Origin of the sequence: Janthinobacterium sp. GMG1 (genome assembly GCF_034427795.1) — a bacterium.
Classification (GTDB): Bacteria; Pseudomonadota; Gammaproteobacteria; order Burkholderiales; family Burkholderiaceae_D; genus Janthinobacterium.
This window is the reverse complement of the sequence record NZ_JAXQNT010000016.1, coordinates 96,309-121,747: the sequence shown is the minus strand read 5'-3', so window position 1 is coordinate 121,747 and position 25,439 is coordinate 96,309. Positions and strand designations below refer to the sequence as shown.

Annotated in this window: 21 protein-coding genes and 1 riboswitch; of the genes, 5 read left to right on the top strand and 16 right to left on the bottom strand. The window is 63.0% G+C overall.

Annotated elements, in window-relative coordinates:
* Window positions 1-161: 161 nt before the first annotated feature.
* From SJI03_RS27565 to SJI03_RS27515, 11 genes are all read right to left on the bottom strand, one after another.
* The gene (locus SJI03_RS27565) at window positions 162-1,268 is read right to left on the bottom strand and encodes an S-(hydroxymethyl)glutathione dehydrogenase/class III alcohol dehydrogenase (RefSeq protein WP_322429304.1); all 1,107 of its coding nucleotides are present in this window, start codon (window positions 1,266-1,268) and stop codon (window positions 162-164) included.
* Window positions 1,269-1,294: 26 nt separating this feature from the next.
* Window positions 1,295-1,927 (bottom strand): ANTAR domain-containing response regulator, encoded by a 633-nt coding sequence (locus SJI03_RS27560; protein ID WP_100875564.1) that lies wholly within the window; start codon window positions 1,925-1,927, stop codon window positions 1,295-1,297.
* 67 nt (window positions 1,928-1,994) lie between these two features.
* On the bottom strand, window positions 1,995-2,618 hold the full coding sequence (thiE, locus tag SJI03_RS27555) for a thiamine phosphate synthase (protein WP_099379924.1): 624 nt from the start codon (window positions 2,616-2,618) through the stop codon (window positions 1,995-1,997).
* A gap of 10 nt (window positions 2,619-2,628) precedes the next feature.
* Complete coding sequence (locus SJI03_RS27550) at window positions 2,629-3,384, bottom strand: hydroxymethylpyrimidine/phosphomethylpyrimidine kinase (RefSeq protein WP_322429303.1); 756 nt, start codon at window positions 3,382-3,384, stop codon at window positions 2,629-2,631.
* Window positions 3,385-3,392: 8 nt separating this feature from the next.
* Window positions 3,393-4,187, bottom strand: a complete 795-nt coding sequence (locus SJI03_RS27545) for a thiazole synthase (protein WP_058050911.1) — start codon at window positions 4,185-4,187, stop codon at window positions 3,393-3,395.
* 25 nt (window positions 4,188-4,212) lie between these two features.
* Window positions 4,213-4,416 (bottom strand): sulfur carrier protein ThiS, encoded by a 204-nt coding sequence (gene thiS / locus SJI03_RS27540; protein ID WP_071079564.1) that lies wholly within the window; start codon window positions 4,414-4,416, stop codon window positions 4,213-4,215.
* A 20-nt stretch (window positions 4,417-4,436) separates the two neighbouring features.
* Complete coding sequence (thiC, locus tag SJI03_RS27535; RefSeq protein ID WP_322429302.1) at window positions 4,437-6,350, bottom strand: phosphomethylpyrimidine synthase ThiC; 1,914 nt, start codon at window positions 6,348-6,350, stop codon at window positions 4,437-4,439.
* Window positions 6,351-6,429: 79 nt separating this feature from the next.
* Window positions 6,430-6,545, bottom strand: a riboswitch (TPP riboswitch).
* A gap of 83 nt (window positions 6,546-6,628) precedes the next feature.
* Window positions 6,629-6,898: a hypothetical protein gene (locus SJI03_RS27530; RefSeq protein WP_322429301.1), complete on the bottom strand. Its 270-nt coding sequence runs from the start codon at window positions 6,896-6,898 to the stop codon at window positions 6,629-6,631.
* A 39-nt stretch (window positions 6,899-6,937) separates the two neighbouring features.
* Window positions 6,938-7,744 (bottom strand): response regulator, encoded by an 807-nt coding sequence (locus SJI03_RS27525; RefSeq protein WP_322429300.1) that lies wholly within the window; start codon window positions 7,742-7,744, stop codon window positions 6,938-6,940.
* Between the two features lie 28 nt (window positions 7,745-7,772).
* Window positions 7,773-9,677, bottom strand: a complete 1,905-nt coding sequence (locus SJI03_RS27520) for an ATP-binding protein (protein WP_233516299.1) — start codon at window positions 9,675-9,677, stop codon at window positions 7,773-7,775.
* 49 nt (window positions 9,678-9,726) lie between these two features.
* Window positions 9,727-10,467: a Crp/Fnr family transcriptional regulator gene (locus SJI03_RS27515; protein WP_099379930.1), complete on the bottom strand. Its 741-nt coding sequence runs from the start codon at window positions 10,465-10,467 to the stop codon at window positions 9,727-9,729.
* Window positions 10,468-10,702: 235 nt separating this feature from the next.
* Between SJI03_RS27515 and SJI03_RS27510 the strand changes: the two genes are divergently transcribed.
* A complete protein-coding gene (locus SJI03_RS27510; protein ID WP_099379931.1) occupies window positions 10,703-12,787 on the top strand; it encodes a putative bifunctional diguanylate cyclase/phosphodiesterase in 2,085 nt (694 codons plus the stop codon).
* Here the strand turns inward: SJI03_RS27510 and SJI03_RS27505 are convergent.
* Together SJI03_RS27505 and SJI03_RS27500 are read right to left on the bottom strand one after the other, a co-directional pair.
* Entirely contained in the window at window positions 12,784-13,863 is a 1,080-nt protein-coding gene (locus SJI03_RS27505; RefSeq protein ID WP_322429299.1) for a porin, read from the bottom strand. The genes SJI03_RS27510 and SJI03_RS27505 overlap by 4 nt on opposite strands.
* Before the next feature lie 469 nt (window positions 13,864-14,332).
* The gene (locus SJI03_RS27500; RefSeq protein ID WP_322429298.1) at window positions 14,333-16,639 is read right to left on the bottom strand and encodes an ankyrin repeat domain-containing protein; all 2,307 of its coding nucleotides are present in this window, start codon (window positions 16,637-16,639) and stop codon (window positions 14,333-14,335) included.
* Window positions 16,640-16,887: 248 nt separating this feature from the next.
* Here SJI03_RS27500 and SJI03_RS27495 point away from each other — a divergent pair, with 248 nt between their 5' ends.
* The 4 genes from SJI03_RS27495 (at window position 16,888) to SJI03_RS27480 (ending at window position 23,231) form a co-directional block, all read left to right on the top strand.
* Window positions 16,888-19,695, top strand: coding sequence for a valine--tRNA ligase (locus tag SJI03_RS27495; protein ID WP_322429297.1), 2,808 nt, complete (start codon window positions 16,888-16,890; stop codon window positions 19,693-19,695).
* A gap of 115 nt (window positions 19,696-19,810) precedes the next feature.
* Window positions 19,811-20,278 carry a DUF2147 domain-containing protein gene (locus tag SJI03_RS27490; RefSeq protein WP_099379935.1) on the top strand — a complete coding sequence of 156 codons (468 nt, stop codon included), beginning with the start codon at window positions 19,811-19,813 and terminating at the stop codon, window positions 20,276-20,278.
* Between the two features lie 282 nt (window positions 20,279-20,560).
* Window positions 20,561-22,078, top strand: a complete 1,518-nt coding sequence (locus tag SJI03_RS27485) for an ice-binding family protein (protein WP_322429296.1) — start codon at window positions 20,561-20,563, stop codon at window positions 22,076-22,078.
* 13 nt (window positions 22,079-22,091) lie between these two features.
* Complete coding sequence (locus SJI03_RS27480; RefSeq protein WP_322429295.1) at window positions 22,092-23,231, top strand: OmpA family protein; 1,140 nt, start codon at window positions 22,092-22,094, stop codon at window positions 23,229-23,231.
* A 41-nt stretch (window positions 23,232-23,272) separates the two neighbouring features.
* Here SJI03_RS27480 and SJI03_RS27475 read toward each other — a convergent pair whose 3' ends face one another.
* The 3 genes from SJI03_RS27475 to ruvA are packed head-to-tail and all read right to left on the bottom strand — an operon-like array spanning window position 23,273 to window position 25,422.
* Window positions 23,273-23,749 carry a YaiI/YqxD family protein gene (locus SJI03_RS27475; RefSeq protein ID WP_099380012.1) on the bottom strand — a complete coding sequence of 159 codons (477 nt, stop codon included), beginning with the start codon at window positions 23,747-23,749 and terminating at the stop codon, window positions 23,273-23,275.
* A gap of 32 nt (window positions 23,750-23,781) precedes the next feature.
* Entirely contained in the window at window positions 23,782-24,837 is a 1,056-nt protein-coding gene (gene ruvB, locus SJI03_RS27470; RefSeq protein WP_034749202.1) for a Holliday junction branch migration DNA helicase RuvB, read from the bottom strand.
* A gap of 6 nt (window positions 24,838-24,843) precedes the next feature.
* Window positions 24,844-25,422 carry a Holliday junction branch migration protein RuvA gene (ruvA, locus tag SJI03_RS27465; RefSeq protein WP_099379938.1) on the bottom strand — a complete coding sequence of 193 codons (579 nt, stop codon included), beginning with the start codon at window positions 25,420-25,422 and terminating at the stop codon, window positions 24,844-24,846.
* Window positions 25,423-25,439 lie beyond the last annotated feature (17 nt).

Below are 25,439 nucleotides of genomic sequence, written 5' to 3'. Positions count from 1 at the left end.
CATCCATTCGGCTGGCTGCATGATCTGCTCCCTATGTGGTAAGTATGCAGAGTCAGACAGCAATGCCAAGGGAAGATTCCGGCAGTTCCCCTATTTGTCGATGACAGAGCCAAAAAAAACGGAGGCCGCAGCCTCCGCAAAAACGCCGGGGTACGGCGTAATTAATACAGTACGACGGAGCGGATCGATTCACCGCTCTTCATCAGGTCGAAACCCTGGTTGATATCGTCGAGCTTCAAACGGTGCGTGATCAAATCATCGATATTGAGCTTGCCTTCCATATACCAGTCGACGATCTTCGGCACGTCCGTGCGGCCGCGCGCGCCGCCAAAGGCGGAACCTTTCCACACGCGTCCCGTCACCAGCTGGAATGGACGCGTGGAAATTTCCTGGCCGGCGGCCGCCACGCCGATGATGATGGACTGGCCCCAGCCCTTGTGGCAGCACTCGAGCGACTGGCGCATGGTGGTGGTGTTGCCGATGCATTCAAACGAATAGTCGGCGCCGCCATCCGTCAGTTGCACGATGGTGTCGACCACGTTTTCCACCTCGTTGGCGTTGACGAAATGCGTCATGCCAAACTTGCGCGCGATGTCCTGGCGGGCCGGGTTGATGTCGACGCCGATGATCTTGTCCGCGCCGACCATCCTGGCCGCCTGGATCACGTTCAAGCCGATGCCGCCCAGACCGAATACGACCACGTTGGCGCCCGCCTCGACCTTGGCCGTAAACAGCACGGCGCCCACGCCCGTGGTGACGCCGCAGCCGATGTAGCAGACCTTGTCGAAGGGCGCATCTTCGCGGATCTTCGCCAGGGCGATTTCCGGCACGACGATGTAATTGGAAAAGGTGGAGGTGCCCATGTAGTGGAAGATGGGCTTGCCGTCGATGGAAAAGCGCGAGGTGGCGTCCGGCATCAGGCCGCGGCCCTGGGTCGAGCGGATCGACTGGCACAGGTTGGTCTTTTGCGACAGGCAGAATTTGCACTGGCGGCATTCCGGCGTGTACAGGGGGATGACGTGATCATCCTTTTTCAGGCTTTTCACGCCCGGCCCCACGTCGACGACGATGCCGGCCCCTTCATGGCCGAGGATGGACGGGAAGATGCCTTCCGGATCGGCGCCCGACAGGGTGTAGTAATCGGTGTGGCAAATGCCGGTGGCCTTGATTTCGACCAATACCTCGCCCTCGCGCGGGCCGGCCAGGTCGACTTCTTCGATGGTCAAAGGCGCGCCCGCCTTCCATGCAATCGCTGCTTTGGTTTTCATGTGTGTCCTGTGTATGGTTGAAACGCTTACTTGGCTTTCGCGCGGTTGAGGAAGGCGCCGTGCAGGCCATTCAAGGTTTCCTCGGCCAGCAGCAGCTGGCTGGCGATTTCATTGATCTTGCGGCGGCTGGACCGGGCGTGGTCGCGCAACACTTCGAAAGCCGTGTTGCGATCCGTTTGGAACTTGCCCATCAGCAAACCGACGGCCAGACTCGTTTCGCGGCCCGCGGCCAGGGCCGCGTTCAGGTTCAGCTCGGTGCGGCGCAGCTGGCGGATTTCGTCGGCACGGGCCAGGCCCGCTTCGAACGCGGGCATCAAGCGGCCTTCATCGACGGGTTTGACGACATAGCCGACAGCGCCGTAGGCGGCCGCCTGCTTGCCCGATTCGCTGTCGCCGCTGCCGGACAGGAACATGAATGGCACGGCCGTTTCGCCATGCAGGCGCTTGGCCAGTTCCAGCCCGGACATGCCCGGCATGTGGATATCGAGCAAGGCCAGGTCCGGCTCGCGCTGGGCGATCAGCTGCAGCGCTACTTCGGCCGAATGGGCCAGGGCTGTCTCGTAGCCGGCATGGCGCAGGACTTCGCCGAGGAATTCCAACAGGAGCTGGTCATCGTCAACGATCAGGATAAGGCGTTTCGCGGCGGCTGGCTGACTCATGGGCAAAGGGACCTCGGTAATGAATGATGCTCATATTATATGCCGATTATTCGCCAAATCCGTCCCCTCACGCCTCCCCTGCATGCGCAAATAGCAGATTGAATTGCTGCATCGCAATATCCACATCGTCCGCTTGATAGACGCTAGTGATGGCCGCCACCATGTCGGCGCCACGCGCAACCAGCGGCGCCGCGTTCTCCGGCGTCATGCCGCCGATCACCACGCAGGGCAAGGCAATCTCGCGCTTGGCTTGCAGCACGATATCCAGGGGCGTCGTGACCGGATACTTTTTTACCAGTGACGGATAAAAGCCGCCGAAGGCCACGTAGCTGGCGCCGCCCGCCTCGGCCGTCAGTGCCAGGGCCAGGTCGCCATAGCAGGAAGCTCCGACGATCTTGTCCTTGCCCAGGCGCGCGCGCACCTGCGCCACGGACGCATCCGTGCCGCCCACATGCACGCCGTCCGCGTCGAGCTCTTCGCACAGCTCGATAAAATCATTGATGATGAAAGGCACGCCATATTTGCGGGCCAGCGCCAGCAAGGCGCCCGCCTGTTCGCGCCGCTGCTCCGCCTCGGCGCTCTTGTGGCGGTATTGCAGCAGGGCCACGCCTTCCTGCAAAGCTTGCTCGCTCACGTCGAGCAGGCGGTCGGTGTCGTCCCAGTTCGGGGTGACCAGATACAGTCCACGCATGATGTTTTCCTTATTGAATGAATCGTTGCGGCATGAGTTGACCTGGCGCAATCGCATACGCACCGGCCAGGGCCGCATGGCAATAGCGTTGCGCCAGATCAAGCGCTTCAGGCAATGTCTGTCCCAGTGCCAGGCGCGCAGCGATGGCGGACGCCAAAGTGCAGCCGCTGCCGTGGAATTCACCGGGCAGGCGCGGCCAGCGCCACTCGCGCTCGCCGCCAGCGCCGTCAAACCAGCGGTTGACGATCACCTCGCCGTCGCCATGGCCGCCCGTCACCAGCACATTGGAGCAACCTTGCGCGCGCAAGTTTTCTGCGCCACCCAGGGCCAGCGCTTCCGGCCCGTTCGGTACGATGACGGTCGTCACCGGCAGCAAGGGCGCCAGCGCCAGCACGGCGTCGTCCCGGCTGAGCACGTCGCCATGGCCGCTGGCCAGCACGGGGTCGAGCACGACAGGCAAGCTTGGGCGGGCCAGCCGCAATTGCGCGATCAGTTGCGCAATGACGGCCGCATTCGCGGCGCTGCCGGGAATGCCGATCTTCACCGCATCGATGGCGATCTTGTCGATCAGCGCCAGCGCCTGGCGGCGCAGCAATTCCGGCGCCACCGCTTCCACGCCAAAAACCCTGTCGTTGTCCTGCACCGTCAATGCCGTGATGACGGGCAAGGCATGCGCGCCCTGCGCGGCAATCGCCACGATATCGGCGGCGATGCCGGCGCCACCCGACGGGTCGGCGCCGGCAAACACGAGCACAGTGCGGCGCATCGGCACCATCACGCCAGGCGACCCGCCATCGGCGACGACGGCGACGCGGCGAATTTACGCGGCATGCGGCCGGCCAAAAACGCTTCGCGCCCGGCCCGCACGGCCAGCTTCATCGCATGCGCCATGCGCACGGGGTCGCGCGCGCCGGCAATGGCCGTATTCATCAGCACGCCGTCGCAACCGAGCTCCATGGCAATGGCCGCATCCGACGCCGTGCCCACGCCCGCGTCCACCAGCACGGGCACCTTCGCCTGGTCGATGATCAGCGACAAGTTCCACGGATTCAAAATGCCCATGCCCGAGCCGATCAGGGAAGCGAGCGGCATGACCGCCACGCAGCCAATGTCTTCCAGGATCTTCGCCTGGATGGGATCGTCGCTGCAATAGACCATCACGTCAAAGCCATCCTTGACGAGCGCTTCGGCCGCGACCAGGGTTTCCGGCATGTGCGGAAACAGGGTCTTTTCATCGCCCAGCACTTCCAGTTTCACCAGATTGCGCCCGCCCAGCAGTTCACGCGCCAGCTGCAGGGTGTAGACGGCGTCTTTGGCGTTGTAGCAGCCGGCCGTGTTCGGGAGAATCGTGTACTGGTCGGGCGGCACGAAATCGAGCAGACTGGGCGCGTTCGGGTCCTGGCCAATATTCACCCTGCGGATCGCCACCGTGATGATCTGCGCCTCGGCCGCATCCGTCGCTTCGCGCGTCTGCGGCAAATCCTTGTACTTGCCGCTGCCCACCAACAAGCGCGATTGATACTGTTTGCCTGCGATGGTCAGCAGGTCGTTATGTGTTGCGGTATTCATGTGTTCTTCCTTGTCTATTCTGAACTTAGCCGCCGCCAATCGCGCGTACGATCTCAACCTGGTCTTGTACTTGCAAGACCTGTCCCGGCCACGCCTTGCGCGGCACGACATTGCGGTTGACGGCCAGCGCCAGCGCCTGGTTTTCCAGCGACAGCGCGGCGATCAGCTGGTCCAGGGTTTGCCCCGGCGGCACCTGGTGCGGCGCGCCGTTGAGCGTGATGGATATCAATGCAGGCATCACGCTCTCCTTCAGACCTTGCGGTACAGCTCGGCGCCGTTCTTGATGAATTCGATAGCCTTGATTTCCATGCCTTGCTTGAGCGCCTTGTCTTCCGCGATGCCCATGCCGGCCGCATATTCGCGCACTTCCTGCGTGATTTTCATCGAGCAGAAGTGGGGGCCACACATGGAGCAGAAATGCGCCACCTTGGCCGAATCCTTGGGCAGGGTTTCATCGTGGAATTCGCGCGCCTTGTCCGGGTCCAGGCCGATGTTGAACTGGTCATCCCAGCGGAATTCGAAGCGTGCTTTCGACAGCGCGTTGTCGCGGATTTGCGCGCCCGGATGCCCCTTGGCCAGGTCGGCCGCATGCGCCGCAATCTTGTAGGTGATGATGCCATCCTTGACGTCCGCCTTGTTGGGCAGGCCCAGGTGTTCCTTCGGCGTCACGTAGCACAGCATGGCCGTGCCGTACCAGCCGATCATGGCCGCGCCGATGCCCGAGGTGATGTGGTCGTAGCCGGGCGCGATATCGGTGGTCAGCGGTCCCAGGGTGTAGAACGGCGCTTCGCCGCACTGTTCCAGCTGCAAGTCCATGTTTTCCTTGATCAACTGCATCGGCACGTGGCCCGGGCCTTCGATCATCACTTGCACGTCGTGTTTCCAGGCAACTTGCGTCAGCTCGCCCAGGGTTTTCAGTTCGCCCAGCTGCGCTTCGTCGTTGGCGTCATAGATGGAGCCGGGACGCAAGCCGTCGCCCAGCGAGAACGACACGTCATACGCCTTCATGATTTCGCAGATTTCTTCGAAATGCGTGTACAGGAACGATTCCTGGTGGTGCGCCAGGCACCATTTCGCCATGATGGAGCCGCCGCGCGAAACGATGCCCGTCAGGCGCTTGGCCGTCATCGGCACATAGCGCAGCAGCACGCCTGCATGGATGGTGAAATAGTCGACGCCCTGCTCGGCCTGCTCGATCAGGGTGTCGCGGAAGATTTCCCACGTCAAATCTTCGGCCTTGCCATTCACCTTTTCCAGCGCCTGGTAGATGGGCACGGTGCCGATCGGCACGGGACTGTTGCGCACGATCCATTCACGCGTCTCGTGGATATGCTTGCCCGTGGACAAGTCCATCACGTTATCGCCGCCCCAGCGGATGGCCCAGGTCATCTTTTCCACTTCCTCGCCGATCGACGAGGTGACGGCCGAATTGCCAATATTCGCGTTAATTTTCACCAGGAAATTGCGGCCGATGATCATCGGCTCGACTTCCGGGTGATTGATGTTGGCGGGAATGATGGCGCGGCCGCGGGCGATTTCCTCGCGCACGAATTCCGGCGTGATCTCGGCCGGGATGCTGGCGCCAAACGACTGGCCCGGATGCTGGCGGCCCATCAGCTCGGCCAGGCGCTCGCCCATGGGGCCGGAGGCTTTCAGCTCTTGCAGATACTCCTGGCGACGCATGTTTTCGCGGATGGCGACGAACTCCATTTCCGGCGTGATGATGCCGCGCCTCGCGTAATGCATTTGCGTCACGTTCTTGCCGGCCATGGCGCGGCGCGGCTTGCGGTGCAAATTGAAGCGCAGCTCGGCCAGTTTCGGGTCTGCCAGGCGGGCGATGCCATAGTCGGAGGTCGGGCCGGGCAATTCTTCCGTGTCGGCCCGCTCCATGATCCACGGCAAACGCGGCGTATCGAGGCCGGAGCGGATGTCGATCTGCACGTCCGGATCCGTGTAGGGACCGGACGTGTCATACACGTAGATCGGCGGATTCTTTTCGCCGCCGAACGACGCTTCCGTGTCGGACTGGCTGATCTCGCGCATGGGCACGCGGATGTCGGGACGGCTGCCTTGCACATAGATCTTGCGCGAATTGGGCAGCGGCGCGATGGCGGCTTCGTCGACCGTGGCGGTGGCGGAGAGGAATTTCGGGTTGGCGTTCATTTTGGCTCCTTGGCTAGACTATTTTTAAGCCTGGAGCCAGCTAAGGAGGTTCGGAATTGCGCACGCGGAAAGGCGGGGTGCGTTCATCCTAAAGCTTCCCTTCGCTGGCATTATCCAGATCAGGTTCGGAGGGTATTTCTCACCCGCGCTTGCACTGTGTTTCCACAGCGAAAGGCAGGACCCCTAGCGTTTGCCACCTTGCGGCAGCGAGCCAATTATACGCGGTTCACGCCGCGCGGCCAGATGATTTCTTGCAGGTGTCGTCTTTGTACATCGCGCTACTTCTTCTTGCCCCAGCGCCAGCTGGTCGGTTCGCCCTTCATCTGGCAGATGAAAATGAGCACGGCAACGATGGCCGCTTCATAGATGATGTACAGCGCCAGCGAGTCTTGCGGCGGGAACAGGAAGGCGCCGCAGGCGAACAGCGCCAGTGCGGCCAGGAACACCAGCCAGCCTTGCCAAGTGATGGGCAAGCCCCAGCCCCAGCCATAGGTCTTGGCGGGGAACCAGTATTGCTGCGGCGTTGCCGGGGGCGATTTGTCAGCCATGATGCTTTCCTTGTGGATATGGATAGCAGCAAGTATAAATCAGGCGCTGCGATGGCGCTCCGTGACATCGAGGCCGATGCCGCGGTAGCCGATGAAGCGGCTGCCCGTGTCGAACATCGGTTCACCGCTCACCTGCAAGTACTGCGTGCTGCCGTCGAGGTTGGCGCGGCTGTAGATAAAATCGAGAAACGGTTCGCGCGCGGCGATTTTTGCATCGAGCAAGGCGCGCTCGGTGGCGTTCCAGCGCTGCGGCTCTTCCTCGCTGCCGATGCCCAGCATTTCAGCCACGGGGCCGGAAAAGCGCGTCAGGTTACCCTGCGCATCTTGCTCCCAGTACCAGTCGGACGACAGTTCCGTGAAGCGCTGGAAACGCGCTTCGCTTTCGCGCAACTCCGCCGTGCGCTCTTCCACCATCTGCTCCAGCGACTTGTTGTATTCGGCCAGCTTCTGGTACAGCAGGCGCACTTCCAGCATGTTGTGGATGCGGGTCTTGACTTCCACCAGGTCGAAGGGCTTGCTGACGAAATCCTTGGCGCCGGCCTGCAGCGCGCGCAGCTTGTGGCCCGGCTGTGCCGTGATCACCAGCACGGGCAGATAGCTGCCCGCCTCGATGTCGCGCAAGCCTTCCATGACTTCAAAACCATCCATTTCCGGCATCTGCAAGTCGAGCAGGATCAGGTCATAGCGGTGCTGCTGGTGCAACGCGCGCACGGCTTGCGGATCCATGGTGGACGTGATGCGCGTATAGCCGGCATTGCGCAGCACCTGTTCCAGCAGCATGACGTTCGCCTCCTGGTCATCAACGATGAGGATGCTGGCGTTCAGGATCTCGGTGGCTTGAAGCATGGCGGTATTCCTAAAAATAAGTGCTGAATTAGCGTATTACGTGAGAGTCATCGGCCAGGCCGAGCGCGGCCGCGTGGTGCAGGGCCACATCGAGCGCATCCATGAATTCGACCACCTTGATCGGCTTGGTCAGGTAGCGGAAGAAACCCGCTTCCAGGCCTTTCTCGATGTCGCGCGGCACGGCGTTGGCCGACAGCGCCATCACGGGAATGTGGCTGGTGAGCGGGTCGTTGTGCAGGATATGCAAGGCGCCGAAGCCGCTGATACCGGGCAGGTTGATGTCCATCAAGATCACGTCCGGCTGATACGTGCGCGCCAGGTCGATACCCAGGTGCGCATCGATGGCCGTGAGCAACTTCAAATCGCTGCGGCGGGCGATCAATTGCTCCACCAGCGCCAGATTGGCGGGATTGTCTTCCACGTACAGCAAGGTACGCTGGCTTTCCTGCGCTTCCGGCACCTGCGGCAGCGCGTCGCCGCGCCCCAGTACCAGTGCCGGCGCGCTGGTGGCGGCCAGCTCGAACCAGAAGGTGGTGCCCACGCCGACCGTGCTGTCGACGCCGATGGTGCCGCCCATCAATTCGATCAGCTGCTTGGTGACGACCAGGCCGATGCCCGTGCCCTCTTCCGTGCTGTTTTCCTGTCCCAGGCGGTTGAAGGGCTGGAACAGCTGGGCAACCTGTCCCGCATCGAGGCCGGCGCCGCTGTCGCGCACGCTGACCCGTACCTTTGCGCCGCGCTGGCTGCAGTCGACAGTGACGGAACCGCCACCCTGGTTGTATTTGATGGCGTTCGACAACAGGTTGATCATCACCTGTTTCACGCGCGTGCGGTCCGCATGCACGAAATAGGCTTCGCCGCAGCGGGGGAAATGCAGGCTGATGCCGCGCTTTTCCGCCTGCGGCGCGATCATCGCCTGGCAATCCTGCAGCACGTCAAGCAGGGACATCGCTTCCTGCGACAAGGTAACCTTGCCCGATTCGATCATGGCCAGGTCGAGGATTTCATTGATCAAACGCAAGAGATACCAGCCGCCCTTGAGGATCTGTTCGATCGAGCGTTGTTGCGGCACGGTGGGCGGCGGCACGTCGGACGCCATCAGCTGCGCAAAGCCCAGCACGGCATTCAGGGGCGTGCGCAATTCGTGGCTCATGCTCGACAGGAATTCGGACTTGGCACGGTTGGCCTTTTCCGCCACCAGGCGCGCCTTCTTCAGTTCGGCATTGTTGGTCTCGACCAGCGAGCGCGTGTACGCCTGCTGTTCGCGCAGGCGCTGGTCCAGCAGCGCCTGTTCCGCCTCGACCTGCTTGCGTGCCGTATTGTCAGTGCCGATCAGCAAGTAACCGATGACCTTGTTCTGCACGTCGCGCAAGGCCGTCACGGAAACGATGGCGGGGAAGCGGCTGCCATCCTTGCGGATGTAGGTGAGTTCATAAATGTCTTCGATGCCGCGCGTGGCCTTGAAGACGAGCGCTTCCACGCCGGGCGTGATGACCCTGTCGAGTTCGGCACTGAGGGCCGCCGCGCGCGCGACGATTTCTTGCGCATCGGAAATGCCGGCCGGTGTCAGCTTGTCGACCACGTCGCTCGCTTCATAGCCGAGCATGCGTTCGGCGCCCACATTGAAAATCTGGATCACGCCCTGCGCATCGGTGGCGATGCAGGAGAAATTGGCGCTGTTGAAAATCGCATCCTGCAAGGCGCCCGCCTTGAGCAGTTGGCGCGGCAGGCTGGCCGCCAGGGTGCGCCGGTATAGCGCCACGAGCAGCATCAGCAGCAAAAAGACCAGCGCGTCGATGGCGCAGGCCGTCTCGAACGGCGCGCGCCAGGCCAGCAGGCCGATGGCCAGCAGCACGATGGCGCTGAAGGAAAACGCCAGCGCCATGGGCCAGCGCGACGGTGCGCGCGGGGGAATTTTTTCGACAGATTGCATGGGGTAGCCCGGGCTGTGACAACGATAAGAATAAGAGGGAGTGCCGTGCTCAAGAAGCCTGGCGCTGGCGTACATCCGACAGCAGGCGCGCGAATTCCTTTTTGACCACGCCATAGCATTCGCACACATGGCCTTCGAGGCCGCTGCGGTCCAGCACGGAAATATGGCCGCGCCGGTAACTGATGAAGCCGCGCGTCTGCAGGCGCCCGGCCGCTTCCGTCACGCCTTCGCGGCGCACGCCCAGCATGTTGGCAATCAGTTCCTGCGTCATGGTCAGCTCGCGGTTCGGCAGGCGGTCCATGGTCAACAGCAGCCAGCGGCACAATTGTTGCTCCACCGTATGGTGGCGGTTGCACACGGCCGTCTGCGACATTTGCGTGATCAGGGCTTGCGTATAGCGCAGCAGCAAGCGCATGACGGGACCGGCGCGGTCGAATTCTTCCATCAGCAGATGCGCCTTCAGGCGGTAGCCGACGCCACCCGTCTGCACGACGGCGCGGCTCGGCGTCGAATTGCCCCCCATGAACAGCGACACGCCCACGACGCCTTCATTGCCGACGCCGGCAATTTCCGACGAGCCGCCGTTTTCCAGCAGGTAGTGAATGGAAACGATGGCCGTGGTGGGGAAATACACATGCTGCAGCTTGTCGCCCGAATCGTAGATCACGTCACCGAGCAGCATCGACACTTGCTCCAGGTGGGGGGCCAGGCGCGCGAAATCGGCGTCGAGCATGGCGGCGAGCAAATGGTTTTGATTCGGGTTGTGCAGCTGGGCATGCGGACTCGACATGGGCAGGTTTCCTGGTTTCCAGTCGTCAGCTAGGGGATCGATGAAAGGCGTCCGAACGAGGGCCGCCATGTGGTGCAGCGTAACACAGCGCTGGCACGGTGCCCCGACTATATTTCTTGCTGGCATGGCCGTCCGTTCGGTAGCGAACGGAGACATTTCGCCATGCGCCCTACAGTCAGTCACTGCCCGGCCTGCCTGATCATGGATCGGCACCGGCGCTGCCACGGGACTCACCATGCAATCATTCTTCAAGCGCATCTCCATTTCCGTTTCCACTTCGGCCCTGCTCACCCTGGCGTGCGGACTGTGCCTGACGGCCCTGTGCTACGCCTCTGCGCGCCAGATCGAAGCGGAAAGCGCCCGGCTACTGCTGCAGTACCACGCCAGCGGGCACACCTTGGGCGCCGCCCTGCTGCCGGCCAAAGGCATGGGCCTGGACGCCAGCCATCGCGGCTCGCTGTATGTGCTGCTGGGTGGAATGCTGTCGAGCCTGCTGGCGGCCGCGTATGTGTATCAGCTGGTGTCCCGCAATTCCGTGATTGCCCGCATCACGGGCGAGCGCACGGCGGCGCTGCAGTTTGCCAATTTGCGCCTGTCCGAAGACATCGCCGCGCGCATGCACAATGAAAAGTCGCTGCGTTTGCGCGAACGCATCATCGAAGTGTCGGCCAATGCCATCATCCTGTGCAGTGCCGACGCGCCCGGCTACCTGATCGAATACGTCAATCCCGCCTTCGAACGCATCACCGGCTATGCGGCAAGCGAAGTCATCGGCCAGCGCCTGGAAGACTTGCAGGGTCCCGAGCAGGGGCGGCAAGACATGCACGCCATTACGGCGGCCCTGCGCGAACAGCGCGAAGGCAAGGCTATCGTGCGCAATTTCCGCAAGGATGGCAGCTGCTACTGGAGCGAGCTGTTCGTCGCCCCCGTGCGCGACGATGGCGATGGCGCGCTCAGCCACTTTGTCGTGGCGCAATACGATATCAGCACCGTCATGCGTTTCGAACAGGAACTGGAATTCCAGGCCCGGCACGATATCCTGACGGGCCTCGCCAACCGGGCCCTGCTGCGCGAACGGCTGGAGCAGGCGATGGCCGTGACGCGGCGCAGCGGGCTGCCCCTGTGGGTGGTGTTCATCGACCTCGACCGCTTTAAATTCGTCAACGATACCCTGGGCCACGATGCGGGCGACCTGGTGCTGAAAAGCGTGGCCGAGCGCCTGCGCGACGCGACGCGCGAAGTCGACACGGTAGCGCGCCTGGGCGGCGATGAATTCGTGCTGCTGCTGCCCCAGCATGGCAATGGCGAACCGGGCGCGGCCATCCTGCAGCGCATCCTGGACGCCGTGGCGCAGCCGCTGCAACTGGGTGAATATGAATTTTTTCTCAGCTGCTGCATGGGCGTGGCCGTGTATCCCGACGATGGCGACGATGCCGACACCCTGATCAAGCACGCCGACATCGCCATGTACCGCGCCAAGGAACAGGGACGGGGCCACTGGCAATTCTATGCCTCGAGCATGAATGCGGGCACTCTGGAACGGCTGGGACTGGAGAGCGAGTTACGCCACGCCCTGGAGCGGGGGCAATTCCACCTCGAATACCAGCCCCAGCTGGACCTGGCCAGCGGCGAAGTGGTGGGCATGGAAGCGCTGCTGCGCTGGCAACATCCGCAGCTGGGACGCATTCCGCCTGCCAGTTTCATCGGCCTGGCCGAGGAAATGGGCTTGATCACGCCCATCGGCGACTGGGTGCTGCGCACGGCATGCGCGCAGGCACGGGCCTGGCAACTGGCCGGCCATGGCCCGCTGCGCCTGGCCGTCAACCTGTCGGCGCGGCAATTCAAGCAAAAGAATCTGCTGCACGCGGTGGCGCAGGCACTGGCGGAAACGGGACTCGCCGCGGCCCACCTGGAACTGGAATTGACGGAAAGCATGGTCATGCATGACGTGGAGCAAGCCACGGCCATCATGGCCAACCTGAAGGCGCTGGGCGTGCAACTGTCCATCGATGACTTCGGCACCGGCTATTCCAGCCTGGCCTATCTGCGCCACTTCCCCATCGACGTATTGAAAATCGACAAAACTTTCGTCAGCGACATCACGCACAGCGACGATGACGCGGCCATCGTGCGCGCTATCATTTCGCTGGCACACAGCTTGCGCCTGAAAGTCATCGCCGAAGGCGTGGAAACGGCGCAGCAACTGGCCTTCCTGCGCCAGCACGGCTGCGACCAGATGCAGGGCTATTTGTTCAGCCGACCGCTGGCCGCCGACGCATTCGAAACATTGCTGCTCGAAGGCAGCATGCTGCCCGCTTAAAACGCGTGGCGCAGGCCGACGTTGAAGGCGCGGTTGCCGCTGCCCACTTCGGTTGCATTACCCACCATGTAGGCGGCGTCGTTGCGGTTGCGGATATGCGCGTAGGCAACATACACCTTGCTGCGCTTGGACAGAGCATACGTGGCGCCGATGGCCAGCTGTTGCGCGTCGCGGTTGGCCGCATCGCGGTCATCCTTGTGGACGTACGAGGCGAGCAAGGTCGTCGCGCCGAGCGGCACGGACACGCCGACGATGGCGTCGCGGCTGTCGCTGGACTGGGCCGGCGCCTGCGCCGCGCCGTACGGATTCTCGGCAAAGAACATGCTGCTGCCATCGCCCGTGTTGCGGCCATAACCGGCAAACGCCGTGGCCACGCCGAAGTTGTAATTGCCGGCCAGAATGGTGTTGTTCACGTCGGCCTTGCCGGGTTCGCCAGCACGGCTCTGGCGCGCCAGGCGCAAGGTCAATGGACCGTTGACGTAGCCGAGGGCCAGGCCCAGCGAACGCTGGTCCGCCGCAATCGCCGTGTGTTCGCCGGCACCATACATGACGGTGGCCGTCACGCCGCGCCATTCCGGCGAGGTATAGCGCACGGTATTGTCGATGCGCGTGGCCGAATAGCCGGCCAGGTTGGTCGCCGCGCCGGCCAGACCGCCCTCGAATGGATCGGCCACGTCGGTCAGCGCCTGGCTTTGCAGGTTGTACTGGCGGCCCACGGTCAGCATGCCCAGCGGACTGTTGAGGCCGACAAACGCCTGGCGGCCGAACAATTGGCCCGCCTGGTCCGAGCGGCCCGTGTCGCTCAGGACACCCGCTTCCAGGGTGAACACGGCTTGCAAGCCATTGCCCAGCGATTCCGTGCCGCGCAAGCCCAGGCGCGAGCCGGCCGAGACGCCGCTGGTGAGCTTGCTGACGCCGCCTTCCTGCACCAGGCCCGCATCCATCAAGCCATACAAGGTGACTGACGACGGGGTGACTGAAGACGGGTCGACGGACGACTGGGCGTGGGCGGCAGGCAAGGCGCCCATAGTGGCGATGGTCGAAACAAGGCCGACGGTGATCGAGATTTTTTTCATGCTGGTTTCCTTGTCAAGGCAAAACCGGGAAAGCGCGCGGCCATGGCGCAGCCACAGGCGCCAAAGGCGCGCTGGGGAGTGCCGTATCGAAAGACGACTGGCCAGGCAACGTGATTCCTGGCGAAGCTGTGGCGGCAGCGGCGTGCAATGACGCCGCTTTGATTCCGCCGTGAATGGTGCACCGCTGGCGGTGCGCGTGGCTCAGGCGCCCGGCCCGAAGGGGACGCTCTGAAGGTGGCTGGCATCGCGGATGCGCTGGCCTTGAGACGCGGACGAGTGCTGGATATGCAACGTGAATACAACCGCGTCTGCTGGCGCCGTCCGCAAGGATGAGGCAGGAAGCGCCGAGGCCGGCATTATAGCATCGGCGCCGCCCCTATCCCCGTTCTGTTGCGGGAAAACGACTCGCCAGGCCGCCAAAACACAGCGTTGTCGCCGGGCAAGATGACGCATGCCGACCAGGCAAACGTTATTGCAGCAACGGCGCGGCTGCCGCAGGCTTGCGCGCCGCGGCGGCCGCCTTCAGCAAGCTCAGCACCGCTTTACTTTCCGGCGTCGACGCCCGTTGCTGCGCCATCTTCAATACGGGGAATTCCCCGCCCAGCGGATCGGCGCCCAGGCTCAGCAACAGCTTGACCATCGCCGCGTCGCTATTTTCGACAGCCGCCAGCAAGGGCGGCAGATAACCGTCGGTGACGATGGGCGCGCCCATCGCGGCCAGGCGGGCGACCCAGTCGTGCCGCTGGCTGCGCACCGCATGCCACAGCAGTGTCTCCTTTTCCAGACGCCGCGAATCGAGCGCCGCCTGCTGTCCCTGGTAAGACTCTTCGGCGGCGGGTCCGACTTGCTGCCATGGCATGCCGGACACCACCAGTTGGCGCAGCACGTCCTCGGACGCCGGCTGGTAGTTGTACATGGCGCGCATCGCAGCGTCGAGCCAGCGGTCCTTTCCCTTCGCGTCATGCCGGGGCACGCGCTGCTTGAGCCAGTCCAGCGCGCCGGCGTTGCCCGCTTCGGCGGCATAGGCATACAACGACTTGTCCTGCTCATCAGTATTCGGCGTGGTGCCGGTGGCCAGCATTTTATCGAGCACTTCGGTACCGCGCGTCAGGCGCAGCAAGCGCCCCCATAGCAAAGAATCGGCCAGCGGCCGTTCCGCTGGCTGCGCAGCCCCGCCTTTCTTGGCCTTTTTCTCTGCCAGGTACTGGTCTACCAGCAAATATGGCCGGCCCGCGCCTGCGTCGAGCATGGCGATCATGCTGGCCGTACGTTCATTCGCGTCGATCAATTCCGGCAAGATGCCCGCATTCTCCTGCTGCAAGGCGTATTCCAGCGGCGCCTGCGTGTGGTTTTCGCCGCCGTATTGCCGCACATCGGCGCCATGCGCCAGCAACAGGCGCACCATTGCGGCATTGCCGTACAGGGCAGCCAGATGCAGCGGTGCGGCGTGGTAAAGCGTATCGCCTTCGCCGAGCGGCACGCCGCGTTGCAACAGCAGCGTCATCATGAGCAGCTTGGCGGGCAACAGCGCGGCGTACCACTCACGCAGCGCCTGGCGGCGCGCCTGCAGCGGCGCCTGCGCCAGTCGCTGCTGATCGTCGTCCTGCCGGGTTTGCGCCTTCAGCCATGCCACTTCGGCTTCATACATGCTCGATGGAGGCAAAATCAAATAGTTCAGCAAGGGACTCCTGTCGAGCGCATAGGCGCCCGGCTCGGCGACGCCGGCCAGCAGCTTGCCAAAGGCAGCTTCATCGCCCTCTTTGGCAGCCCTGAACAACGCCGTCACCTCTGGCGTCGGCGGCAGCTTGTTGCGTGCCTCGCGCACATAATTGATCAAGCGTTCCATGCCATGCACCGAGACCTGCGGCAACGGCATGCCCACTTTCCATGCCCGCGCCAGCTGCTGCGCCTCGGCCTGTTGCGCCACATTCAGTTTCTTTGTCCAGCGGGCCACGGCGTCGCCGGCGCCCGCCGCGCCGCCCGCCGCCGCCAACTGGCTCAGCATGGAGGCGAGCACATAGTCCTGCGGCACGCCCGCCTCCTCGCCATACAGCACGGCCAGCTGCAGCTGGGCCTTGCCAATGCCGCTTTCAGCGGCCTTGCGCAGCCAGCGGGCGGCCTGCTTTTCATCCAGGCCGCCCGTGCCTTTCCAGCACAGCAAACCCAGCTGGTAGGCGGCTTCCATGTCGCCCCCCTCGGCGGCGCGGCGGTACCAATCCTGCGGCGAACGCTGTCCCGTCAGCGACGTCGTCGGCAGAGGCGCGCCGCGCTGCCAAAGGCCGGCCAAGCGCACGGCCTCGTCGACCTGGTCCGGCGACATCCTGCCACGACGCGCCGGCAGGGACTTCTCCATCGCGGCCGCACCGCTCCACTCCTTGTCTTGCAGCGCCAGCAGGTTGAGTGCATACGACAGCACTCGGTCGACCGGCCCGCCTTCGCCCCGCTCATACATTTGTGCCAGGTCCTGCAGCGGCTTGCCGTCACCCTGCGCGGCCATGACGCCCAACCAGGGCCGCGCGCGCGATGGATTGAGCATGCGGCCCGGCGCGTATGCATACATGAAAACCAGCGCCTCCTGCGCGGCGCGATCGCCGCCCTTGGCCGCCAGCAGATACCAGCGCTCCGCTTCGACCTCGCTGCGCTCCGCGTCCCGGCATCCTTTCTCGCCCATGTAGATATCGGCGAGGACCTTTTGCGCCTCGACATTGCCACCTTGCGCCGGTCCGCGCAATTGCGCCACGGCCTTGCTGCAGCGCCCATCCTGCAGAGCCGCCATCGCCTCCGGAACGCCGGCGCACGCGCCACCGGCAGCCCATCCTGCGCCGAGCACAGCCAATTGCCACAATTTTTTCATGATTGTCTAAGCTTTCAAATAATGTTGCAAAGATGATAGCTTAGAAAAAATACAATGCAGCAATATTGCGCAATCGTGCGCGGCTTTTCGGGTCATCCAGGCCCGCTATTTGCTGCGCATGCTTTATGCACCCCTTATAATGGTTCCTTTTGCCAATCACACGCCAAATCATGGAATTAGCCAAGTCTTTCGAGCCCGCCGACATTGAACAATTCTGGCGCACCGAGTGGGAACAGCGCGGTTACTTCACCGCCACCCTCGATGCCGGAAAACCTTCCTTCAGCATCCAGTTGCCGCCGCCGAACGTCACCGGCACCCTGCACATGGGCCATGCGTTCAACCAGACCATCATGGATGGCCTGACCCGCTACCACCGCATGCTGGGCCACAACACGGCCTGGATTCCCGGCACCGACCACGCGGGCATCGCCACGCAAATCGTCGTGCAACGCCAGCTGGACGCGCAAAAGATTTCGCGTCATGACCTGGGCCGCGAGAAATTCGTGGAAAAAGTGTGGGAATGGAAAGAAAAATCCGGTTCCATCATCACCGGCCAGATGCGCCGCCTGGGCGCCTCGGCCGACTGGCAGCGCGAATACTTCACGATGGACGAGCCGCGCTCGAAAGTCGTCACCGACGTCTTCGTGCGCCTGTTCGAGCAAGGCCTGATCTACCGCGGCAAGCGCCTGGTCAACTGGGACCCCGTGCTGGGCACGGCTGTATCCGACCTGGAAGTGGTGTCCGAGGAAGAGGACGGTTCCATGTGGTACATCAAGTACCCGCTGGCCGACGGCAGCGGTTTCCTGACGGTGGCCACCACCCGTCCTGAAACCATGCTGGGCGATGTGGCCGTGGCCGTCGATCCGACGGACGAGCGCTATCTGCCGCTGGTGGGCAAGATGCTCAAACTGCCTTTGAGCGACCGCGAAATCCCCATCATCGCCGACGAATACGTCGACAAGGAATTCGGCACCGGCTGCGTCAAGATTACTCCTGCGCACGACATGAACGATTACGCTGTCGGCCAGCGCCATAAACTGGCACAGATCGTCATCCTGACCCTGGACGCGAAGATCACCGACGACGCGCCCGAAGCCTACCGCGGCATGGACCGCTTCGCCGCGCGCAAGCAGATCGTCGCCGACCTCGACGCGCAAGGCTTGCTGGAACAGGTCAAACCGCACAAGCTGATGGTGCCGCGCGGCGACCGCACGGGCGTCGTCATCGAGCCGATGCTGACGGACCAGTGGTTTGTCGCCATGAGCAAGCCGGCCCCGGAAGGCACCTTCTTCCCAGGCAAGTCGATCGCCGAAACGGCGCTGGACAAGGTCGCCAACGGCGAAATCAAGTTCGTGCCGGAAAACTGGAGCACCACTTACAACCAGTGGCTCAACAACATCCAGGACTGGTGCATCTCGCGCCAGCTGTGGTGGGGCCATCAAATCCCCGCATGGTACGACGACGCCGGCAATATCTTCGTTGCCAAGACGGAAGCCGAGGCACAAGCCAAGGCGCAGGCGGCCGGCAGCACGGGCCCGTTGAAGCGCGACGACGACGTGCTCGACACGTGGTTCTCGTCCGCCCTGGTGCCGTTCTCGACCATGGGTTGGCCGGAAGAAACGCCGGACATGAAGGCGTTCCTGCCATCGTCCGTGCTGGTGACGGGTTTCGACATCATCTTCTTCTGGGTTGCGCGCATGGTCATGATGACGGCGCATTTCACGGGCAAGGTACCGTTTGAAACCGTCTACGTGCACGGCCTGGTGCGCGATTCGACGGGACAGAAAATGTCCAAGTCGAAGGGCAACACCCTGGACCCGATCGACCTGATCGACGGCATCGACCTGGAAGGCTTGATCGTCAAGCGCACCACGGGCCTGATGAACCCGCGCGACGCGGAAAAGATCACCAAGGCGACGCGCAAGGAATTCCCGGAAGGCATTTCGGCCTACGGCACGGATGCCGTGCGCTTCACCATGGCCAGCTATGCTTCCCTGGGTCGCAACATCAATTTCGACCTGGGCCGCTGCGAAGGCTACCGCAACTTCTGCAACAAGATGTGGAACGCCACCCGTTTCGTCATGATGAATACGGAAGGCAAGGATTGCACGCCGAACGACGCCGACCTGTCGCAAGCGGACAAGTGGATCATTTCCCTGCTGCAAAAGGCGGAACTGGACGTGGCCAAGGGCTTTGAAGACTTCCGTTTCGACAATATCGCCGCATCGATCTACAAATTCGTCTGGGACGAGTATTGCGACTGGTACCTGGAAGTGACCAAGGTGCAAGTACAGCAAGGCACGGAAGGCCAGCAGCGCGCCACCCGCCACACCCTGCTGCGCGTGCTGGAAGTCGTGCTGCGCCTGGCCCATCCGATCATCCCCTTCGTCACGGAAGCCCTGTGGCAAACCGTGGCGCCTTTGGCCGGCAAGACCCTGAAGGCGGAAGGCGATTCGATCATGATGCAACCGTATCCGATCGCCAACACCGACAAGATCGATGAGTCGGCCGAAGCGTGGATGCAGCAGCTGAAAGCCTTGACGGATGCGACGCGCAACCTGCGCGGCGAAATGCAAATCTCGCCTTCCGTGCGCGTGCCGCTGATCGTCGAAGCGGGCAATGCCAGCGAAAAAGAAGCACTGGCGTCGTACGCACCGTACATCCAGTCGCTGGGCAAGCTGGCCGACGTGCAGATCGTCGATGCGTTGCCGGACTCGCCAGCGGCCGTCGCCATCGTCGGCACCACCAAGCTGATGCTGAAAGTGGAAATCGACGTGGCGGCCGAACGCGAGCGCCTGGGCAAGGAAATCGCCCGCATCGAAGCAGAAATTGCCAAAGTAAATAGCAAATTAGGCAATGAAAGCTTTGTCGCGCGCGCCCCTGCCGCCATCGTTGCGCAAGAAAACGAGCGTTTGCTCAGTTTTTCGGCCACAATTGAAAAATTGCGCGAACAGTTTGCTAAACTAGCCAGCGCATAAGGCAAGTTTGGAAGGATTGCGCGGCCGTCCCCCGTGACGCCGCGCAATACCGCTGGTCTTGCCTTGGTATATACACTGTTCGTGATCCGATCAAAAAAACCAATGGAGACTAGCGATGCATAAAGTATTCACAGCAAGTGTTAAAGCAGGCGTACTGGTGGCCGCCCTGGCCATCGCCGGCAGCGCCACCGCGCGCGACGATAACCACACCCCCGTGGGTACGTGGAAAACTATCGACGACGCCAGCGGCAAGCCGAAATCCCTCGTTGTCATCACGGAAAACAATGGCGTCTTGCAAGGCAAGATCGAAAAGCTGTTCCGTGGCCCGAATGAAGATCAGAACCCCAAGTGCGACAAGTGCACGGGCGCCAACAAGGACCAGCCCATCATCGGCTTGGTCATCCTGACGGGTTTGAAAAAAGACGGCGATGCATGGACGGGCGGTGAAATCACGGACCCGGCCAGCGGCAAGGTCTACAAGAGCAAGGCCGAACTGCAGGAAGGCGGCACCAAGCTGCAAGTGCGCGGCTATGTCGGCGTGCCGATGTTTGGCCGCTCGCAGACGTGGGTGCGCGAAGAGTAAGCAACGCACGCCCTGCCCTGATCCCTGATGTAGCCGGCCCTGCGCCGGCTTTTTTGCGCCTGTGCTCCGCACACGGCCGTTGTTTTTCAGGCCGAATCGCACCCTTTGGAACCCATTTCCAGTCTAAGACAAGCTATGCGCGCCACCGAACATACTTGAAGTTTCCTAAATGAAATAGTGCATGCCTGTGACGCCATCGCCTGTAGCGACGGGCGGCATGGCTCTGCCGGATGACCTCATCCGCGGATGCCCGGCAATGACTGCCATGCACAAAGGAACACTATGAATCTCTTCAAGCGATATCTGAACCCGCTGCTCGTCTCGGCAGGTCTGCTGGCCATGGCCGCCCTCGCCGGCTGCGGCGGCGGTGACCAGGGGCGCGATCCCATCCTCGGCTTGCCGGGCGCTACCCTGTCCAGCCTCGTCGTCACGCCAGCCACGGCCACGGTCGCCATCGGCGCGGGCCAGCAATTCACGGCCATCGCCACGTATAGCGACGGCTCCTCGCAAGACGTCAGCGCCAAGTCGGCCTGGACGTCGGCCACGCCGGCCAGCGCGACCGTCAATGCCGCCACAGGCTTGAGCACCGGCATCGCTGCCGGCAGCAGCGGCATCAGCGCCACGTTTGGCGGCAAGAGCGCGGCAGCCCAGTTGACCGTCTCGCCAGCCACCTTGCTGTCGATCGCCGTCGTGCCGCAGAACCCGATCATCCCCGTCGCCGCGACGCGCCAGCTGGCCGTCCTTGCCACGTATTCGGATAACAGCACCGCTGACGTCACGGCCGGCAGCAGCTTCGTTTCTGCTACGCCTGCTGTCGCCACGGTCGCCAGCGGCGGCCTGGTCATCGGCCTTGCCACCGGCAGCAGCGTCATGAACGCCAGCTTCAACGGCAAGACGGCCAGCACCACCGCCACCGTGCCTGCTGCCACCATCGTCAGCATCGCCGTCACGCCAGCCACCGCCAGCATCGCTGTCGGCGCCACGCAACAGTTCATTGCCACCGCAACGTATTCGGACAGCTCGAACGCCATCATCACCAACGGCGCCATCTGGACGTCAGGCACCGTTGCCAATGCCACGGTACTGAACACGGGCGTCGCTACCGGCATCGCCGTCGGCACCAGCAGCATCACGGCCACAGCCGGCGGCCAGTCGGGCAGCGCGCTGCTGACCGTCACGGCCGTCGCCATCCCGCCCGTCCTGAACCCGATCATCCTGGGCCGCGCGGCACCGTTCGGCGTGCTGGCCGGCACTTCGATCACGAATAATTCGGGCGGCACCACCCTGATCACGGGCGACGTCGGTGCGCCGTCGCAGACCACCGATCCGACCCAGGCGGCCGGCTTTAGCAACTACAAGTCAGGTGCCATCCTGGCCGGTGCCATGACGGATCTGCAAGCGGCGATCACGGACGGCAACAGCCGTACCTGCGACGTCAGCTTTGCCGGCGGCATCGACCTCGGTGGCCAGACCTTCGGCCCCGGCGTGTATTGCTACGCGGGCGCCATCAGCATCACGGGTACCCTGACACTGAACGGTCCTGGCGTGTACATCTTCCGCACGGCATTGACGCTCGATTCGACCGTCAATTCGGTAGTTGCCCTGAACAATGGCGCCACGGCCGACAACGTCAGCTGGCTGCCCGTCGGCCCCACCACCCTGGCCGCGAACAGCGTCTTCAAGGGCAATATCCTGGGCCAGTCGGCCGCCATCACGGTGGGCGACAACACGACCCTGCTCAATGGCCGCGTGCTGACGGCTGCCGCCGTTACCCTGCGCAACAACCAGATCACCAAGTAACCGGGACATGACCATGACTATCGCACACACACTGGGCGCCCTGAGCGTCATCACCGGCGCCTTGCTGGCAGCCCAATCGGCGCAAGCGCAGGACAACACGTTCATCAACCCGGACTGGGCCAACAGCGCCTGGTATATCGGCGCGGGCGTGGGCCAGTCGCGCGCCACCATCGACGAGCCGCGCCTGCGCGCCAGCCTGGCCGCCAACGGCGAAACCGTCACCGGTTTCAGCAAGGACCAGCGCGATACCGGCTATAAACTGTTTGTCGGACGGCAACTGAACCAGTATGTCGCCGTGGAAGCGGGCTACTTTGACCTGGGCAAGTTCGATTTCCAGTCGACCACCAGCGGCAACGGCGTGCTGAACGGTCAAGCGGCCTTTCGCGGCGTGAACCTGGACTTGCTGGGCCAGCTGCCGCTGTCGCAGCGTTTGTCCCTGCTGGGCCGTGTCGGCATGCACTACACCAAGACCAACACGGAGTTCAGCGGCAATCGCCTGCTGGGTTCGACCAATATGCATGCCAGCGAGCGCAAGCTCAACGCCAAGCTGGGCCTGGGCCTGGAATACAAGTTCAGCGAAGCGCTGGCCTTGCGCGGCGAAGTCGAGCGTTATCGCCTGAACGACGCCGTCGGCAACCGCGGCGATGCGGACCTGTATTCCGTCAGCCTCGTGTATAAGCTGGGCCGCCCGACCAGCGCCGCGCCCGCCTACCAGCCGGCGCCCGAAGTCGCCCCGGTCGTCGCGATGCCGGCGCCGCTGATCGAAGCCAAGCCCGCACCGGTGCCCGTGGCGGAAAAAGTGTCGTTTGCTTCGGAGGCATTGTTTGATTTCGATCAATCGACGCTCAAGCCGCAAGGCAAGGCGGCGCTGGACCAGTTGCTGGGCCAGTTGAAGGGCATGGATCTGGAAGTCATCGTCACGGTCGGCCATACGGATGCCGTCGGCCCGGACGCCTACAATCAGAAACTGTCGCAGCGCCGCGCCGAAGCCGTCAAGGCCTATCTGGTGGCGCAAGGCGTGGAAACGAACCGCGTCTACACGGAAGGCAAGGGAGAAACGCAGCCCATGGCCGACAACACGAGTGCCGCCGGCCGCGCCAAGAACCGCCGCGTGACGGTGGAAGTGGTGGGTACAAGAAAAGTGCTGCGCTAGATCAAACTAACGCGTAAAAAAACCGGCTTGCGCCGGTTTTTTTACGTCTGGCGCAAGACCGCCGCCGGCTTGCGGTGATGCTTGCTCAAATGCCGGTCCAGGCTGTTGGCGAACTGCTGCCTGTCGGACTGGCTGAAGGCGGCAGGGCCGCCCGTGTCGACGCCGCCGCTGCGCAATTCTTCCATGAAGGCGCGCATCGTCAGTTGCTGGGCGATATTATCCTTCGTGTAAAACTCGCCACGCGGGTTCAGCGCAAAACCGCCCTTGGTCAGCACGTCGGCGGCCAGCGGGATGTCGCCCGTGATGACGAGGTCGCCAGGATTCAACAGACGCACGATTTCCTGGTCGGCCACATCTGCGCCGGACGGCACTTGCACGGTGCGGATAAAACGCGAGGGCGGCACGCGCAAGCCCTGGTTGGCTACCAGGGTGAGCGGCAATTCCAGGCGGTCGGCGACTCTATACAAAATTTCCTTGATGACAACGGGACAGGCATCGGCGTCGATCCAGATCTGCATCCCCGGCGTGGCCTGCTGGCTGCCGTCCGCCATCACAGTTCCCACGCTTCGCCGCCAGGACCCATGCGCGGCGCGCTGACGCCGAAGTGCAGGTAGGCGGCTGGCGTGGCGACACGGCCACGCGGCGTGCGCTGCAAAAAGCCTTGCTGGATCAGATACGGTTCCAGCACGTCTTCGATGGTATCGGCCGCCTCGCCGATGGCAGCCGCCAGGTTGCCAATGCCGACGGGGCCGCCGCCGAACTTGAACAGCACGGCTTCGAGCAGCTTGCGGTCCATCACGTCAAAGCCAGCGGAATCGACGTCGAGCATGGCCAGCGCGCGGTCGGCCACCACCTTGGTGATCTCGCCATTGCTTTTGACTTCCGCGAAATCGCGCACGCGGCGCAGCAGGCGGTTGGCGATGCGGGGCGTGCCGCGCGCGCGCTGGGCGATTTCGTGCGCGCCTTCCGGGTCGATCGGCGCTTTCAGCAAGGCGGCGCTGCGCGTGACGATCTTCGTCAGTTCGCCCGTGTTGTAAAACTCCAGGCGCGCGACGATGCCGAAGCGGTCGCGCAACGGATTGGTCAGCATGCCGGCGCGCGTGGTGGCGCCCACCAATGTAAACGGTTGCAGATCGAGTTTCACGGAACGGGCGGCCGGGCCTTCGCCGATCATGATATCGATCTGATAATCCTCAAGCGCCGGATATAAAATTTCCTCGACAACCGGCGACAGGCGGTGGATTTCATCGATGAACAGGACGTCGTTCGCTTCCAGGTTCGTCAGGATCGCCGCCAGGTCGCCCGGGCGCTCCAGCACGGGGCCGGAGGTCTGGCGCAAATTGACGCCCATTTCGCGCGCGATGATGTGCGCCAGGGTCGTCTTGCCCAGGCCCGGCGGGCCGAACAGCAAGGTGTGGTCGAGCGCTTCCTTGCGCTGGCGCGCAGCCGTGATGAAGATTTCCAGCTGGTCGCGGATCTTTTCCTGCCCCACATACTCGTCGAGCTGCTTCGGACGCAAGGCCCGTTCGATGGCCTCTTCGTTGTGCGAGATGGGCGCCGCGTCGATGATGCGCTGTTCCGTGAAGCTGTCGGTCTGGATGCTCATGCCCTATCAGCCTTTCGACAGCGCTTTCAGCGCCAGTTTGATGCCGTCCGACACGCCGGTGCCGGCCGGCACGTTTTTCACCGCGGCCAGCGCTTCCTTGTCCGAATAGCCGAGCGCGACCAGGGCATTCAAAATGTCCGATTGCGCATCCGGCGCCGCATGCGCGCCGCCGGCGCCGATATCGGCCCCCAGCTTGCCTTTCAATTCCAGCAGCAGGCGTTCGGCCGTCTTCTTGCCGATGCCGGGCACTTTCACGAGGCGGCCAGAATCCTGCAGGGTAATGGCTTGGGCCAGGTCGGCGATCGTCATGCCGGAGAGAATCGACAAGGCCATGCGCGCGCCCACGCCCGTGATCTTGATCAACTGGCGGAATACGGCCCGCTCGGCCGTATTGCCAAAGCCAAACAGCAAATGCGCATCTTCGCGGATGGCCTGGTGCGTGAACAGCACGACTTTTTCACCCACGTGGGGCAAGTTGTAAAAGGTGCTCATCGGCACGTCGACTTCATAGCCGACGCCCTGGCAATCGACCAGCAATTGTGGCGGATTCTTTTCAAGCAAAATACCGGAGAGACGGCCTATCATCGCGTGTTCCTAATGTT

Bases quoted from the DNA above. Each gene is read 5' to 3' on its own strand.
- SJI03_RS27565 (WP_322429304.1), bottom strand. From the start codon at position 1,268: ATGAAAACCAAAGCAGCGATTGCATGGAAGGCGGGCGCGCCTTTGACC.
- SJI03_RS27560 (WP_100875564.1), bottom strand. From the start codon at position 1,927: ATGAGTCAGCCAGCCGCCGCGAAACGCCTTATCCTGATCGTTGACGAT.
- thiE (WP_099379924.1), bottom strand. From the start codon at position 2,618: ATGCGTGGACTGTATCTGGTCACCCCGAACTGGGACGACACCGACCGC.
- SJI03_RS27550 (WP_322429303.1), bottom strand. From the start codon at position 3,384: ATGCGCCGCACTGTGCTCGTGTTTGCCGGCGCCGACCCGTCGGGTGGC.
- SJI03_RS27545 (WP_058050911.1), bottom strand. From the start codon at position 4,187: ATGAATACCGCAACACATAACGACCTGCTGACCATCGCAGGCAAACAG.
- thiC (WP_322429302.1), bottom strand. From the start codon at position 6,350: ATGAACGCCAACCCGAAATTCCTCTCCGCCACCGCCACGGTCGACGAA.
- SJI03_RS27530 (WP_322429301.1), bottom strand. From the start codon at position 6,898: ATGGCTGACAAATCGCCCCCGGCAACGCCGCAGCAATACTGGTTCCCC.
- SJI03_RS27525 (WP_322429300.1), bottom strand. From the start codon at position 7,744: ATGCTTCAAGCCACCGAGATCCTGAACGCCAGCATCCTCATCGTTGAT.
- SJI03_RS27520 (WP_233516299.1), bottom strand. From the start codon at position 9,677: ATGCAATCTGTCGAAAAAATTCCCCCGCGCGCACCGTCGCGCTGGCCC.
- SJI03_RS27515 (WP_099379930.1), bottom strand. From the start codon at position 10,467: ATGTCGAGTCCGCATGCCCAGCTGCACAACCCGAATCAAAACCATTTG.
- SJI03_RS27510 (WP_099379931.1), top strand. From the start codon at position 10,703: ATGCAATCATTCTTCAAGCGCATCTCCATTTCCGTTTCCACTTCGGCC.
- SJI03_RS27505 (WP_322429299.1), bottom strand. From the start codon at position 13,863: ATGAAAAAAATCTCGATCACCGTCGGCCTTGTTTCGACCATCGCCACT.
- SJI03_RS27500 (WP_322429298.1), bottom strand. From the start codon at position 16,639: ATGGCGGCTCTGCAGGATGGGCGCTGCAGCAAGGCCGTGGCGCAATTG.
- SJI03_RS27495 (WP_322429297.1), top strand. From the start codon at position 16,888: ATGGAATTAGCCAAGTCTTTCGAGCCCGCCGACATTGAACAATTCTGG.
- SJI03_RS27490 (WP_099379935.1), top strand. From the start codon at position 19,811: ATGCATAAAGTATTCACAGCAAGTGTTAAAGCAGGCGTACTGGTGGCC.
- SJI03_RS27485 (WP_322429296.1), top strand. From the start codon at position 20,561: ATGAATCTCTTCAAGCGATATCTGAACCCGCTGCTCGTCTCGGCAGGT.
- SJI03_RS27480 (WP_322429295.1), top strand. From the start codon at position 22,092: ATGACTATCGCACACACACTGGGCGCCCTGAGCGTCATCACCGGCGCC.
- SJI03_RS27475 (WP_099380012.1), bottom strand. From the start codon at position 23,749: ATGCAGATCTGGATCGACGCCGATGCCTGTCCCGTTGTCATCAAGGAA.
- ruvB (WP_034749202.1), bottom strand. From the start codon at position 24,837: ATGAGCATCCAGACCGACAGCTTCACGGAACAGCGCATCATCGACGCG.
- ruvA (WP_099379938.1), bottom strand. From the start codon at position 25,422: ATGATAGGCCGTCTCTCCGGTATTTTGCTTGAAAAGAATCCGCCACAA.